Raw genomic sequence first — 15,262 nt, forward strand, 5'->3', positions numbered from 1 at the left:
TGGCAAATGATTGAATTGACAACAGAAGAACTGAAGCAGCGTTTCAGTGACGACATATTTAAACGTATTTCAGAAACGGCGGATGAATTGGGATTGGAATGTTACGTAGTCGGCGGCTACGTGCGTGACATATTCCTGCAACGTCCTTCCAAAGATATTGATGTGGTAGTGGTAGGTAGCGGAATCGTTATGGCTGAGGCTCTTGCCAAACGTTTGGGCCGTGGCGCTCATCTCTCTGTTTTTAAGAATTTCGGTACGGCGCAGTTGAAGTATCATGGAACGGAAGTGGAGTTTGTGGGTGCGCGTAAGGAGTCCTACACACACGATTCGCGCAAGCCTATTGTTGAGGACGGTTCGTTGGAGGATGACCAGAACCGGCGGGACTTTACCATCAATGCGTTGGCGGTTTGCCTGAACCGGCATCGCTATGGAGAATTGGTGGACCCGTTTGGAGGAATGGAGGATATGAAGGAGAAAACCATTCGTACGCCGCTTGACCCGGACATCACTTTCAGTGACGACCCTTTGCGTATGATGCGCTGCATCCGCTTTGCCACCCAGCTGAATTTCTATATTGATGATGATACTTTTGAGTCTTTGTGCCGTAACAAAGAACGCATTTCCATCATATCCAAAGAGCGGATTGCGGATGAACTGAATAAGATATTGCTGTCTCCCGTCCCGTCCAAAGGATTCATAGATTTGGACCGCTCCGGCCTGTTGCAACTTATCTTCCCGGAGTTGGTAGCCTTGCAGGGTGTTGAGACCCGCAATGGCAGAGCGCATAAGGACAATTTCTATCATACGCTCGAAGTACTCGATAATATCTGTAAAAAGACCGATAATCTTTGGCTGCGTTGGGCAGCTCTTCTGCATGACATAGCCAAACCGGCGACCAAGCGTTGGGAACCCCGTGCCGGTTGGACATTCCACAACCATAATTTCATCGGCGAGAAGATGATACCCGATATTTTCCGGAGAATGAAGCTCCCTATGAATGAGAAGATGAAATATGTGCAGAAACTGGTAGGTCTGCATATGCGTCCTATCGTGATAGCGGATGATGTGGTGACCGACTCGGCTGTCCGCCGTCTGCTGTTTGAGGCGGGTGATGACATAGACGACCTTATGACGTTGTGTGAAGCCGATATCACTTCCAAGAATATGGAGCGTAAGCAGCGTTTCCTGAATAACTTCCAATTGGTACGTCAGAAACTGAAAGACTTGGAAGAACGCGATCGTATCCGTAACTTCCAGCCCCCTGTAAGCGGTGAGGAGATTATGAAAATATTCAATCTGCCCCCTTGCCGGCAGGTAGGCGCATTGAAGAGCGCCATTAAAGATGCCATATTGGACGGTGTCATTCCTAATGAATACGAAGCTGCCCGTGCATTTATGTTGCAACGGGCAGAAAAAATGGGATTGAAAGAACCGTAACTTTTATTATTCCTCCGCTTGGAACTTCCTGCTTACTTTCATCAGGTTGATAGAGTAAGTTACTATATTCTGTGCTTCCTGTATCATTGTCAGATATACCATGCTGACTTTGATACTGCCGGATTGGCTTTGAATACGTTGCAGTTCCTCACGTTTCAGGTGGGCAAGTTGGCCGTTCAGGTCATTGGCTTTGCGTATATCTTCCTCGAAGTTATTGTAATCGTTGTTCTCCAGTTTGTGACGGCAAACTTGAAGCAGATAAACAATGTCTTCCGTTACGTCTGCAAATTCTCCTTTCTGGATTGTATCCAGCGGCTTGAAGTTGTTGTCGATATGCTCCAGACACGGCTCGCAAAGACGTCCCACACTATATACCAATTCACTGGCGAAGTCATTGCCCTGATAATAGTAAAGTCCTTTTTCGAGCACCGTATTGTTGTCCAGACGGCACATGGCGAGTGTACCGGTACGCTTCATCTGCTTTATCAGTTGCTTTTCAAATTTCACGGAACCCATTGCCCGGCGCAGTCCGCGCAGGTTCTCGTGCAGGAAGGCGGTAACAGTGCGTTCAAAGTTGTCTTCTGTAAATTCCAGTATCTTGCCAAGCTCCTCACGGGTGTGTGTGCGTAGCAATTCCAGAATTTCCATATTGTCCGTGCTTTGCATCAGCTGCTTGATGGTGGCGTTGCCTTTTTCTTTCTCTTTGCGCTTCTTGTACATTACTTGGCTGCGTATCAACATGAATACAGCCAGACCGATAAGGGCGATGATAGCGATTGTTCCGCCGAAATGGATAACGAAGGTTACGAAGAAACAGATGGTGAATGCCGCTCCGGCAGTGATGAACCAGCCGCCGATAACACTCAGCACACCGGTAATGCGGAATACGGCAGAGTCGCGTCCCCATGCACGGTCGGCAAGCGAGGTACCCATTGCCACCATGAAGGTAACATAAGTAGTGGAAAGGGGAAGTTTCAATGAAGTACCTAAGGCAATCAGCAGACCGGCGAGTACCAGATTGACGGAGGCGCGCACTAAGTCGAATGCCGCACCGTCGGCAATAATGGCTTCATCCTTTTGGAAGCGGGTTTCAATCCAGCGTTTGCCGCTTTCGGGCATTATTCTGGAAAGCCCGTTGGCTATTGTCATGCTGAAACGTACCAATGTACGTGCTATGGGAGTGCTACCGAAGCTTTCTTCGCCTTCATCCTGACGGGAAAGGTCGACGGAAGTCTTGATTACATTATGGGCTTTCTTGGAAGTACAAAGCGCATAAACCATGATAGCGCCTGCACCGAAGAGGAAGTACCACGGTGTTTTGGCGGGGCCGAGCAAGGAGGTCATAAGGAAGCCGTCCGGACCTGCGGCAGCGCCGTTGGTCGTATAATCTACGAAAGAAGAGTATCCGGCAAGGGGCACACCGATGAAGTTCACCAAGTCGTTACCGGCAAAGGCGAGGGCAAGAGCGAAAGTACCCAGCAGCACCACTACCTTGAACACATTTACTTTGCACCAGTGCAATACTTGCATTAATACGGTAAAGAATACAAAGAAACAGCCGATAAGCATGGCGGTGTTGTCTTGTATCCAATGTTTGTTTTCCGGGGTCATGAAAGAGCTGTCTTTCAAACCTTTTATCAGCATGAAGTAGATGATGGAAGTGGCTGCGATACCGCCGAAGATACCGATGCTGTATTTCATCTTCTTGGTATAGTTGAAGGTAAAGACTATACGTGCCAACCATTGCACCAGCATACCGAAGAAGAAGGCGATGGCTACGGACACAAATATCGCCATGATGACGGATAATGCCTTGTCGGTGTTGATGAGGTCACCCAGTCCGAGGGTATCACTGCCGTAAACTTTGATAAGTGCAAGAGCGAAAGTACCGCCCAACAATTCAAAAACCATGGATACGGTAGTGGATGTAGGCATTCCCATTGTGTTGAATACATCCAACAACACTACGTCCGTCAGCATCACAGCCAACAGGATACACATGATTTCCGCAAAATAGAAATGCTCCGGCTGGTAGATACCATGGCGGGCGATGTCCATCATACCGTTAGATAGGGCGGCGCCGATAAATACACCGATACCCGCTATAAACAGTATCGTTTTGAAAGATGCTGCTTTTGCTCCGACAGCTGATTGTAGAAAGTTGACCGCATCATTGCTGACACCCACAACGAGGTCGAAGACCGCGAGGACGAACAGGAAGATGACAATGCATAAATAGATAGTTTCCATAACATGTATTTTATTTCTGGCTGCAAAGAAACGTTTTTTGTATTGCAGGGAAATGTCATAAATGTTACAGAAATGTTACAAGAGTCCTTCCGGCTCCCTGTTCCCATCCTCTAACTCTCAACTTTCAATTCTTCAAGTACTCATAGAAAGTATATTGCGACCGTATCTTCTCCTTTTGCGGACGCGCCGATTTCCAGCGGTTGCGCAGGTGGTCGTCTACAAAGCAAGCCTTGCGCTTGTCCGATAGCTGAATGGAAAGCATATCCGACAGTTCCCGTTTCAAATCCGGGTCCAGTATGGGCGTGACAGCTTCGATACGCCGGTAGAGGTTACGGCGCATCCAGTCCGGGGAGCCGAGAAACAGTTTCGGCTTTCCGCCGTTTCCGAAGTACCATACACGGGCGTGTTCAAGAAAAGTATCTACAATACGTGTTACACGGATGTTACGGCTGAATTTCCGTCCGGGAATCAGGCAACAGATGCCTCTCACGATGAGGTCTATCTTAACTCCCGCCTGTGATGCCTCGTACAGCCGTTCTATCATGGCAGGGTCCTGCAGGGCATTCATCTTGAGTATGATTCTTCCTTCTTTTCCGTTTTTTGCCAATTCTATTTCGTGTTCGATGAGGCGGTTTAGTTCGGGTATCAGATTAAAGCGTGCCACCAGCAGGCGGTGGAACACGGGATTTTCCTTACCCTGAAAAGTGCGGAACAGGTTGTGCAGGTCGTTTACAAGTACCGGATTGCAGGTAAACAGCCCGCAGTCGGCATAGAGTGTGGCGGTTTTCTCGTTGAAGTTTCCGGTGCTTATATAGGCATAACTGGGTAGTTTGTGTCCCAGCTTGTCACGCCGCAGTACAAGGGCCACTTTGGCATGCACCTTCAGTCCGGGCAGGCTGAACAGGATGTTGATGCCGGCGGCTTTCATCATTTCGGCGGTTGCCAGATTATTCTCTTCATCGAAACGGGCTTTCAGTTCCACAAATACGGTTACTTTCTTGCCGTTCTGTGCGGCGGCTATCAGGGTATTGATAACTGCGGAGTTCTCGGCAACACGATACTGTGTTACCATAATCTCGCGTACGGTGGGCTCGTGTACGGCTTCGTACAAGAAGTGGATGAAGTGCTCGAAAGAGTGGTACGGGTAGTGCAGCAGCAAATCCTTCTTCTCTACATACCGGAAGATAGATTCCCGTTCGTCCAGGCAGTTCAGCTTCATCGGTTGTGGCTTGCGGATGGGGCGTACGGAATTGTTCGGATTGGGCAGATGCCGCAGGTCTTCCATGTTGAGGTGCTTGTCGCCCGGCACCAACTCCTGGCGGTTGATGCGGAAAGCGTCTACAAGGAAGTCCAGAAAATCGTCGGGCATGGCACGGTCGTACACAAAACGGCAGACTGCGCCTATCTTGCGTTTCTTTACTTTTGTCTTTACCTGTTCTATGATTTCGGATGTGTTGGCAGATTCATCTATCAGTATGTCCGCATCCCGCGAAATCTTGATGCAGTAGCTGCTGTCCACGTCATAGCCGGGGAAGATGGTGTCTATGTTGGCTTTGATAATATCCTCGATGAACATCAGGTAGTAGTTCTTTCCGTGCTTGGGCAGTTCGATGAAGCGTGGCACTTTGCTGTAGGGCAGCTTCATCACAAAATACTGTATGCGGTTGGGGTCATCCAAAGGTACGCCTTTCAGATACAGGCGCACGGCAAGATACAGACGGTTGTCGCGCAGAAATGATATGACCTTATCCTTGCTGACGGGCACGGGAGTGAGATACGGAAAGATTTCCTCGCGGAAGAAGCGTCTCAGGAACTCTTTATGGAAAGGCTCTACGTTGCGGCTTTGATAGAAAATAATGTGGTGCTGCCTCAGTGCGGGCAGTATCTTCTGTTCGTAGATGCGGATACGTTCTTCCAGCTGGCGGTTTACTTCTTCGTTGATTTCCGCCACCAGTTGCATGGCAGACTGCACACTCTCTTCATCGCTGTGTGCGGCTCCGGTAGCAATGGCTTTATGGTCGGCTACACGTATTTTGTAGAACTCCTCCAGGTTGGACGAGTATATGGATATAAAGTTGATGCGCTCATATAGCGGCAACGTATCGTCTTCTGCTTCCAGCAATACCCGGTAGTTGAATGACAGCCAACTGATGTCGCGTTTGAAATATCTGCTCTCCATAAGATTAGGTTTATTTTCCAAATATAGCTACCTTTGCACATATAAACAAAGGAAAAATGACAAAAGTTGGTTTACTGTCGGATACGCATGGATATTGGGATGAGAAGTACCTGCAATACTTTGAACCGTGTGATGAAATATGGCACGCGGGTGACATCGGTACATTGGAAGTGGCGCAGAAGCTGGCGGCTTTCCGTCCGTTCCGTGCAGTGTATGGCAACATAGACGGGCAAGACCTGCGCCGGCTCTATCCGCAAACGCTCCGTTTTACGGTAGACGGCGCCGAGGTGCTGATGAAACACATCGGCGGCTATCCCGGCAAGTACGACCCGTCCATACAGGGAAGTATCTTGGTGCATCCCCCCAAGCTGTTCATCAGTGGGCATTCGCATATATTAAAGGTGAAATTTGACAAGACACTGGGAATGCTCCATATAAATCCCGGTGCGGCAGGTATCTACGGCTTTCATAAAGTGCGTACTATGGTGCGTTTCGCAGTAGACAACGGCGTGTTCAAGGACCTTGAAGTCATAGAGCTTGCAGGTTGATTTTGACTTTATAATTTTGCCATGTCAGAACTTTTTCAGAACTTTGTGTCCTGAATAGCAACGAGAGCCGTGGGGCATAGTCCTCCTTCTTATTTTATTCTACATTTGAAGTCAATCCAATAAAGAACTGAAATATGAAAGGAATTATTCTTGCAGGTGGCAGTGCCACTCGTCTCTATCCATTGTCCAAGGCTATCTCCAAACAGATAATGCCTGTCTACGACAAGCCCATGATTTACTACCCCCTCTCTACATTGATGTTAGCGGGAATACGTGAAGTACTGATTATCTCCACTCCGCGCGACTTGCCTATGTTTCGCGATTTATTAGGAACGGGCGAAGAGCTTGGAATGTCTTTTTCTTATAAGGTACAGGAGAATCCCAACGGACTGGCACAGGCTTTTGTACTTGGCGCCGAATTCTTGAACGGTGAGCCGGGCTGCCTTATTCTGGGCGACAATATGTTCTACGGGCAGGGTTTCTCCGCCATGTTGAAGCGTGCGGCTTCCATAGAGAAAGGCGCGTGCATCTTCGGTTACTATGTAAAAGACCCGCGTGCATACGGCGTGGTAGAGTTCGATGCCGACGGCAAGGCTATTTCTTTGGAAGAAAAGCCCGCACAGCCGAAGAGTAATTATGCAGTTCCCGGCTTATACTTCTACGACTCCACAGTGACGGCAAAGGCTGCCGCCTTGAAGCCCTCCGCCCGCGGCGAATATGAAATTACCGACCTCAACCGCCTTTATCTGGAAGAAGGCACGCTGAAGGTGGAACTGTTCGGCCGTGGTTTTGCTTGGCTCGATACGGGCAATTGCGACAGTCTGCTCGAAGCCAGCAATTTCGTGGCTACCATACAGAACCGTCAGGGCTTCCGTGTGAGCTGCATCGAGGAAATAGCATGGCGTAAAGGCTGGATAGACCTCGACCAACTCTACCGTCTCGGTGAACAACTAGGCAAGACGGAATACGGCAAATACCTGATGGAACTTGCAGACTCATACCGAACTAATTCATAATTCATAACTATATAAATATATGAAGACTTATCTTGTGACCGGCGCCGCCGGATTTATCGGAGCTAATTATATAAAATACATTCTGGCAAAGCACGATGATATAAAAGTGGTAATATTGGATGCCCTGACTTATGCAGGAAATCTGGGTACTATTGCCAAAGACATTGACGACGAACGTTGTTTCTTCGTTAAGGGTGACATTTGCGACCGTGTCCTTGCGGACGAACTGTTTGCGAAGTACAAATTTGACTATGTGGTGAACTTCGCCGCCGAAAGTCACGTAGACCGCAGCATTGAGAATCCGCAGCTCTTCCTGACGACAAACATTTTGGGAACCCAGAATCTGCTTGACGCTGCCCGTCGCGCATGGGTAACGGGCAAGGATGAATCCGGTTATCCCACTTGGCGTAGCGGTGTGCGCTATCACCAAGTATCTACGGACGAAGTTTACGGCTCGTTGGGAGCGGAAGGCTTCTTTACGGAAAACACCCCGCTATGCCCGCACAGCCCGTACAGCGCTTCCAAGACAAGTGCCGATATGGTAGTGATGGCATACCATGACACTTATAAAATGCCGGTCACTATTACCCGTTGTTCCAATAACTACGGACCGTACCATTTCCCGGAAAAACTTATTCCGCTGATTATAAAGAATATCCTTGAAGGCAAGAATCTTCCGGTATACGGTGACGGAAGCAATGTGCGCGACTGGCTGTATGTGGAAGACCACTGCAAGGCTATCGACCTTGTTGTGCGCAAAGGAGTAGAGGGTGAGGTTTATAACGTGGGCGGTCATAACGAAAAGACCAACTTGGAGATTGTAAAACTGACTATCGCCACTATCCGCCGCCTGATGGAAGAGAAACCCGAATATCGCGCCGTACTTAAAAAGCAAGTCAAAGATGCCGGCGGACAGATTGACATCAGCTGGATAAACGAAGATTTGATAACCTTCGTGAAAGACCGTCTCGGTCACGACCAGCGCTATGCCATAGACCCCGCCAAGATAACGGATGCCTTAGGCTGGTATCCCGAAACGAAGTTCGAGACCGGCATCGTGAAGACCATCGAGTGGTATCTGAACAATCAAGGCTGGGTGGAAGAAGTTACCAGCGGCGATTATCAGAAATACTACGAAAGAATGTACGGAAAGAAATAATCGTTACTGAATAAACGCAAGGCTTAGCAGCAAGCCGAAGAACAGCATATTACGTGAAGTCTCACCTAATATGCTGTTTAGTTTTTTACCGCTTCGTATAGCTGCCATTTTACGCCAAGTCAGCACGTGCAGGCACAGGTAGATGCAGGGGGCCCAGATAAAAGCAAGCGGTTCTATCTTGGCGGTATGGACAAACCACAGGCTTAGCAAAACGGCGGCTATGCCTAATCCCAGATACAGATAACGGCCGAAAGGCTCGCCGAAGCGGACAATCAGCGTGCGTTTGCCGCTGAGGGCATCCTGCTCGCGGTCGCGGTAGTTGTTCACTACCAATAAGGTATCTATTACCAGTCCGCAGATAAGTGACGCTATCCATACGTCGGCGGTAAGGGCATGGGCCTGCACATAGTATGTTCCGCCTACGGGGATGAAACCGAAGAATGCCAATACGAGCAAATCTCCCCAACCTCGGTAGGAGAGGATGGTGGTATATAGGAAAGCGAATATCACGCAGAGTAACCCCAACAGAATCAGTTCCCAACCGCCATGCGGCAATTTTCCCCAACATTGTTGCAGCAGTGCGCACCCCATGAGGCAGGAGAATATAAGCATACCGGTAATTCCTCGTTTCATGGCTGCAGGAGTAATCCATCCTTGCGCGCAGGCACGTTCCGGACCGAGGCGGTCTGTACGGTCGCTGCCCTTCAGATAATCGTATAGGTCGTTGATGAAATTGGCGGCAATCTGCATACCGCAAGCGAACAGTGCGCACAGCAATGCCGGGATTATGTCAAAATTTCCGTCAGCAAATGCCAGTGAAGAACCTATCAGTACAGGAATGATTGCTCCCGTTAGTGTCTTGGGGCGGGCGGCAAGTACCCATGCGCGGAATGAGTTGGATTTTATTGCTTCCATGTTGATTTTTTAGAAAGTTATAGTACAAAGATAGTCAAAGGATTTGTTATCTTTGCACTACTGTTTGAGTAAAATTATTTATTTCGTTAAAACAATAAAGATAAGCCTATGTGCCAAGTGATGTTTTATAGGGAGTTTAAGAGCCTGCTGTTTGTTTCAGCTTTGGCGGTGTTGTTTCTTTCTTCTTGTCAGTCCACACAGAATTTTACTTCGCCGCTTCCTGCCGAGTATTCCATTAGCGCCTCCAAATCGTCCGCGTCCGGATATAAAAATGTGAAGCGCGTCAAGCAATATGAGTTTGCGCATCGTGATGTCCCGGCTTCATTCGACGGTTGCCGGCTGGCTTTTGTTTCCGATTTGCATTACCAGAGCTTGCTGAAAGAGGAAGGTTTGGGAGATATAACCCGCCTGTTGAATGACCTGAAAGCCGATGCCTTGCTGATAGGCGGTGATTTGCATGAGGGTTGCGGATATGTTCCCGATGTGATAGCGGCATTGGGAGCTGTAAAGACGCCTTTGGGTACTTATGCCGTTCTTGGAAACAACGATTATGAGGCCTGCTATGATGATATTCTGAAAGAAATGGAGCGTCAGGGCATCCGTCTGCTGGAGCATAAGGTGGATACCTTAAAGCGGAACGGCGAACGGATTGTGATAGCCGGAGTGCGCGACCCTTTCAACCTCGAACAGAACGGGCAGTCGCCTACACTTTCCCTTTCTCCCGATGACTTCGTTATACTGCTGACGCATACTCCCGACTATGCCGAAGATGTTCCCATTACCAATACCGACTTGGTTCTTGCCGGGCATACGCATGGCGGACAGGTTACTTTATTCGGTTTGTACGCACCTATCATTCCCTCTCATTACGGACAACGTTTCCTCACCGGGTTGAGGTATAATTCTAATAACACTCCGATTATCATTACCAACGGCATCGGTACTTCCAACAAGAATATCCGCTTGTTTGCACCGAGTGAGGTGGTGGTGATTACGCTGAAACGGCTGAAGTAAGTCCGGAACTAATTTTTTTTTCCTATAATGATAATCTGTTTTGATGTACATCAAAACAGATTATCATATATATAAGAATAGAGGATTTTCTTGGATTTTAGTTTGTACCTGCATCCCTTCCACCCTTTCGGAACCTCCTATTCATGCGGGGTAGCGGGTGGAACCGGCTTTTTGCTTTCCTAATGCCGCACCTTAGTCCCCCTAACCTCACACCTCAACTCTTCAAATGCCTGTGGTTTGCAAGACAAATGCCCGTGGTTAAGGGAGCTGAAGTGTGAGGTTAGGGGGACTAAGGTGTGTTGTCCGGGAAGCTGAGATGTGTCATTGGAATTGCCGGGATGTGCAGTCTGCGATATGGGGTTCCACCCGCTATCCCGCATGAATAGGAGGTTTCAGGAGGGTGGAAGGGTAGGGGCGTGAAACTGTATTAGGTAGATAAACGGAGGATGTATCGGAAAGAATTGCATGATGCGTAGGGGACAAACGCATTATTGGTTAAAGCCAAACGCATCATGTATCTACTCGTAATATATGATGCGTTTGACTTGTCATACTTCTTGCTGAAGTCTGAGAATATGTAGGGAGTTTTTATACGTAAGGATTGACTTCTACATCCACTTCCGTGTCAGTTACCGTATTGTCTACTCCTATGTTTAAGTCGATATGTCCGCTGGGGCTGATTTTTACTTTCAGCTTGTACCATTTGGCGGCTTCAAGATTCACAGTGGTACCGGCTTTGCGTAGAATACCTTTATAAGTGCCGGATATCTCACATTTCAGAGTAGGGTCTTGGTCTATATTGAAAAATACGGCATCGTAAGCACTACCTCCTTGTGACGGGGTGTATTTGCCGTTGGCATCGAATTCTATTTTTCGGGACTCATTCGAGGCTTCATAAACGGTTACTTTATAATCTGTGAAATACTTTGTAAACTCCTCATCGTACACAATGCTGACTTTGGCGTTTGCCATAGTGCAGCTTACGGTGACATCACTTGTGCTGCTTACCGCGATAGCGAAAGCGTCACTTGTGCCTGTGTATCTCACTTGACCTGCTCCGCCATTGGCTGTCTGAGCTTCCTCTTCCGTACAGCTTTGCGCCGCTACGGCATAACCTTCTCCGCTGGGAAATATAGGATTGGTGTTCATAAAGTTCAGATAATTCGTAGGCTCTAATACGCTTTTGCCATTCTGAAGAACTTCTATCCAATAGTCCTTAGCTTCATCCGTGGTAAGTATTTGGTAAGCACGGGTACTCACTTCTATTTCCGGGTTCACAGTATTCCCCAAAGATAGATTTATTTGTCCATATCCCTGTACGGGCTCATCATTGCCGGTGCAAGCTGCTGCCATTAAAGCAATTCCTGCTAATACTAAAAGGTGTTTCATTATTATTGTTGAGTTTTTATTATTCATAAATTAATTCTATATCGTCAATAAATAATTGACTGCCAACAAAACGGGCATTTTTGAAAGGAGTAGAACTTGCATCTACTAATGTTGTACTAGAAAAAGCCTTATTTTCTCCTGATTGGAAGAACACACCGATGTAATAGGCTTTGGCTTGCATATCTATATAATTGAAAGATAATTCTTGCCTTTTATACTGATTAATAGAATTTTCTTTTAAAATTTGAGTTTCTGCAATTACATTTTTAGTACTGTCATAGAGTTTAGCATATGCAATGCAGTTGTCTCCACCATTCCCTGGTATATACTTGCAATAGAATGCGATACTATTTGGGCGGGAATTATGAGAAATACCTAAATCATATGTGTCTTTGTCTTTATTGTATGTGCCAGTGAATAAATAGCCTGGATAAACAGTGTTATTTTCTTGTGTATAACTTATAACTTCACTTTCTTCCCATTTTCCATATACTCTTCCGTTATATAAAGCTAATGTAGAAATATTCGCTGCATTACCTATATGAGAATCTGTTGTAGAGGTAGTTCCGGAACACCATTTCCACCATACAGCATAGCTTCCTTTTGTGTCGGCAGGCCATATAGTACCTGCCGTACTACTTGCATTAGAAGAAGCACCATCTGTAGTTTTTGCATTTCGGGTATCCCATCCTGTTGCTTTTACTAAATTTATTTTTGCACACCAACTTGCTCCTTGCCCTCCATATAATTCATCTTGGCTCCAACTTTCCATATCTCCATTATTTAGAGATTGTGCATCCTCTGTCCTTAAACTTTTTGATGTATTAATACTTACTATGTTACCAAAACGTGAACGTATAGTGTAAGTTGTAGAAGGTTGGAGTCCTTTTATTACCCAATTACTATTTTCAAGTATTGCTTGATGCCATTCTATCCCATCAGTTGATGCTTCATATGTAATGTTTCTTATTACTTTTTCTGCCATTTCAGGTTGAGAAAGCATATTTTCCTTTGTCATTGGATTTATATAAATACGTTTACTCCACACATTTCCTTCTACTTGTTCCGGCAATGTAAAGGAAGGTAAATTGGGATTGCAATTCAATGTATAGCGATTTGCAATAACAACTTCTTTCAGATTCCAAGAATTGGATTTTTCTTCATTTATAGCATTTGTACCTGACAGGGTTAATATATAATCTTTACCGGACGGTACGAAATAGTCAGCATTGTTTGTTATCTCTTGTGTACTTGTTCCATCGGAGATTTCAATTTTGTAGCTTTTATACTGTTCGAGTAACTTATCTGCTATTGCAGGATGCACAATTGCACATGACAACTTTACTGAAATACTTTTCTCTATTTCTGTTGCCATTATTATTTGAAACTCTTCAGTGGAAGTATATAAGTAGGGAGTTGTTCCCATTGTTTCTTCTCCGTAACGAGCCTCCAATTTATAAAAACCTTCGTCTAACACCAAAGATGTGAGTTCACCGGACTGCTCGTATACCACAACTCCTGTTTGAGTATTAGTAACTTTGTACGTCAGTTGGTCACGCGTTGGCGCTTCATAAGTACTTGTTGTACGGGTAATTGCTTCAGCTGAGGCTTCTACCGAAATCTCTACATCCTTCAGTACAAGCCGTCCTTTTCCTTTGGCAGGTGATTGCAGAATGTCTTCTTGACAACCCACAATACCGCAAAGCAGGCATAGTATTAATATGTATTGTATTCCGTTTCTCATATCTTCTTATCCCTTTCAGTAATCATAATCCAAACTAAACGCATCTACGCAGAGAGTACTTCCGTCCCCTCCTACAAAGAAGTCCCCGTATTTACTTGCCGAGCAAACGATAATGAGGTAAGTAGGTATACGGTTGGTGGCACGATAATCTAATTCTAATTCAAATTGTTGATAGTCTGTCACCGTGCTTCCGCTGCTCATTTCGGCATACGCTATCACGTGTTCATCGTTCTTGTCGAACAGCTTGCGGTTGGTGGCACGGGTGCGTATTTCTACCGGTTCCGTCCAGTCACCTAAAGCGATGTAGATGAAACAAGTGTCCGGTACTCCTTTGTAATCCTTGAATCGTGCATAGTCCTGATGGCTTTCGTCAGGTATACTGGAAATCGGAGCAGTGGTATATTTGTAATATCCTTTCAGCTTGGTAGGGCGACCGGTGAAAGGCTGACCGAAATTCAGAATACCGTTTGTTCCGTCTATCTTGATGAAGTTGCCCACAAACAAGTTGCCGGCGGCAAATTTCACAATCACATTCTTGGAGGTCAGTTTGGCTGCTTTGCCTGTTCCGGTCGCCGTGTCGTCGGTAGAAACGGAGTTGCTGGAACTGGCGGTGGTGACACCCACGTTACCGGTATCCCAGAATTGTTGCCCGTTCTCTTCCCAAGGATTGGCAACTTTGCCGCTCATGTGCCAATAATCGAAAGACGCGTTCGGTAACTCTACCGCAGTAGTGGTAGTGAAAGTCTTTTCCGTACTGACGGATGTGCCCGAATAGGCGCGGCAAGCATAGGTCGTTGCAGCTTTCAGGTGAGGAATGCGCGCCGAGAAACTGCCGCCTGTGGTCTGCATATACGAGGCGTCCACTTTCTGCCATTCATCGGAAGTAGCTTCGCGTATCTCAAACCCGTTGTCTTCGCCGGCAAGACCCTCGCCATACAGCCAAGCTACGTTGACCCAACCGTCTGCCGAAGTAACCCGTACAGCATCAGTTTCGAATACGTTCAGCGTCCAGTCTTCCAATACATCACGGTAGGTCACTATCACTATCTGCGGCTTGCCGCCCGAAAAGTTCATAACGGTGGAAGCGCCGTCATATCCGTGTATCGTAGCCCCTGTAGGCCCCAGTTTCAAGTCAGTAACTTTGATTTTCTCAAGATTCTGTTCTTTGCTGACGTAAGCGATGGCTCTGTGCTCCTTTTCGCTGACATAGAAAACCGGTTCTCCTATCTGGCCTTCTACCGCAAAGCGGCGTTCGATGGGCTGCTTACCTATAATCTTCCAAGGGTAGTCTTGATAGAGAGACAAGATAACCGTTTGCGGATTGGTCAGGTCGAAAGTTGTATCCGCACGCAATATGCTTTTGGCGCCTGCCGTCATCTCCACCTTCTTGATATATACTTTCTTCATATTTACCGTATCGGCAAGGGTGACCGTCACTGTACGGTTTTCTGTGCTGATAACCGCTCCCGTGGTTTCCCCCTCTACCTCAAGTGCGGTGATATCGAGCTTTACGGTGGGGTAGGGCACATTGTTTTCTATGCAGGAGGTCAGCAGGGCTGCCAGCAGCATGAACAATCCGGTGATATATGTTTCTATCTTCTTCATTTATGT

General features: G+C 46.8%; 11 protein-coding genes. 5 read left to right on the top strand and 6 right to left on the bottom strand.

Annotated elements, in window-relative coordinates:
- The first annotated feature begins 6 nt into the window (after positions 1 to 6).
- Positions 7 to 1,437, top strand: a complete 1,431-nt coding sequence (locus KG118_RS15670) for a CCA tRNA nucleotidyltransferase (protein ID WP_117710786.1) — start codon at positions 7 to 9, stop codon at positions 1,435 to 1,437.
- A gap of 6 nt (positions 1,438 to 1,443) precedes the next feature.
- Here KG118_RS15670 and KG118_RS15675 read toward each other — a convergent pair whose 3' ends face one another.
- Both KG118_RS15675 and KG118_RS15680 read right to left on the bottom strand, forming a co-directional pair.
- On the bottom strand, positions 1,444 to 3,687 hold the full coding sequence (locus KG118_RS15675; protein ID WP_117710785.1) for an inorganic phosphate transporter: 2,244 nt from the start codon (positions 3,685 to 3,687) through the stop codon (positions 1,444 to 1,446).
- Positions 3,688 to 3,811: 124 nt separating this feature from the next.
- A complete protein-coding gene (locus tag KG118_RS15680) occupies positions 3,812 to 5,866 on the bottom strand; it encodes an RNA degradosome polyphosphate kinase (protein WP_117710962.1) in 2,055 nt (684 codons plus the stop codon).
- Positions 5,867 to 5,922: 56 nt separating this feature from the next.
- Here KG118_RS15680 and KG118_RS15685 point away from each other — a divergent pair, with 56 nt between their 5' ends.
- From KG118_RS15685 to rfbB, 3 genes are all read left to right on the top strand, one after another.
- Positions 5,923 to 6,414 (top strand): metallophosphoesterase family protein, encoded by a 492-nt coding sequence (locus KG118_RS15685; protein WP_117710784.1) that lies wholly within the window; start codon positions 5,923 to 5,925, stop codon positions 6,412 to 6,414.
- Between the two features lie 134 nt (positions 6,415 to 6,548).
- On the top strand, positions 6,549 to 7,430 hold the full coding sequence (gene rfbA / locus KG118_RS15690; protein WP_117710783.1) for a glucose-1-phosphate thymidylyltransferase RfbA: 882 nt from the start codon (positions 6,549 to 6,551) through the stop codon (positions 7,428 to 7,430).
- 19 nt (positions 7,431 to 7,449) lie between these two features.
- Complete coding sequence (rfbB, locus tag KG118_RS15695; protein ID WP_117710782.1) at positions 7,450 to 8,589, top strand: dTDP-glucose 4,6-dehydratase; 1,140 nt, start codon at positions 7,450 to 7,452, stop codon at positions 8,587 to 8,589.
- Between the two features lie 3 nt (positions 8,590 to 8,592).
- On the opposite strand, the gene menA is transcribed toward rfbB, so the two are convergent.
- Positions 8,593 to 9,504 (bottom strand): 1,4-dihydroxy-2-naphthoate octaprenyltransferase, encoded by a 912-nt coding sequence (gene menA / locus KG118_RS15700; RefSeq protein WP_117710781.1) that lies wholly within the window; start codon positions 9,502 to 9,504, stop codon positions 8,593 to 8,595.
- A gap of 108 nt (positions 9,505 to 9,612) precedes the next feature.
- Here menA and KG118_RS15705 point away from each other — a divergent pair, with 108 nt between their 5' ends.
- Positions 9,613 to 10,518 (top strand): metallophosphoesterase, encoded by a 906-nt coding sequence (locus KG118_RS15705; protein ID WP_117710780.1) that lies wholly within the window; start codon positions 9,613 to 9,615, stop codon positions 10,516 to 10,518.
- A gap of 588 nt (positions 10,519 to 11,106) precedes the next feature.
- Here the strand turns inward: KG118_RS15705 and KG118_RS15710 are convergent.
- Genes KG118_RS15710 through KG118_RS15720 form a run of 3 tightly spaced genes read right to left on the bottom strand, consistent with a single transcriptional unit; the run spans position 11,107 to position 15,256 of the window.
- Positions 11,107 to 11,907, bottom strand: a complete 801-nt coding sequence (locus KG118_RS15710; RefSeq protein WP_117710961.1) for a DUF4493 domain-containing protein — start codon at positions 11,905 to 11,907, stop codon at positions 11,107 to 11,109.
- Between the two features lie 19 nt (positions 11,908 to 11,926).
- Positions 11,927 to 13,651, bottom strand: a complete 1,725-nt coding sequence (locus KG118_RS15715) for a DUF4493 domain-containing protein (protein WP_117710779.1) — start codon at positions 13,649 to 13,651, stop codon at positions 11,927 to 11,929.
- Between the two features lie 15 nt (positions 13,652 to 13,666).
- Positions 13,667 to 15,256, bottom strand: coding sequence for a PCMD domain-containing protein (locus KG118_RS15720; protein ID WP_117710778.1), 1,590 nt, complete (start codon positions 15,254 to 15,256; stop codon positions 13,667 to 13,669).
- Positions 15,257 to 15,262: the final 6 nt, after the last annotated feature.

This window comes from Bacteroides propionicigenes (assembly GCF_018390535.1).
Classification (GTDB): domain Bacteria; phylum Bacteroidota; class Bacteroidia; order Bacteroidales; family Bacteroidaceae; genus Bacteroides; species Bacteroides propionicigenes.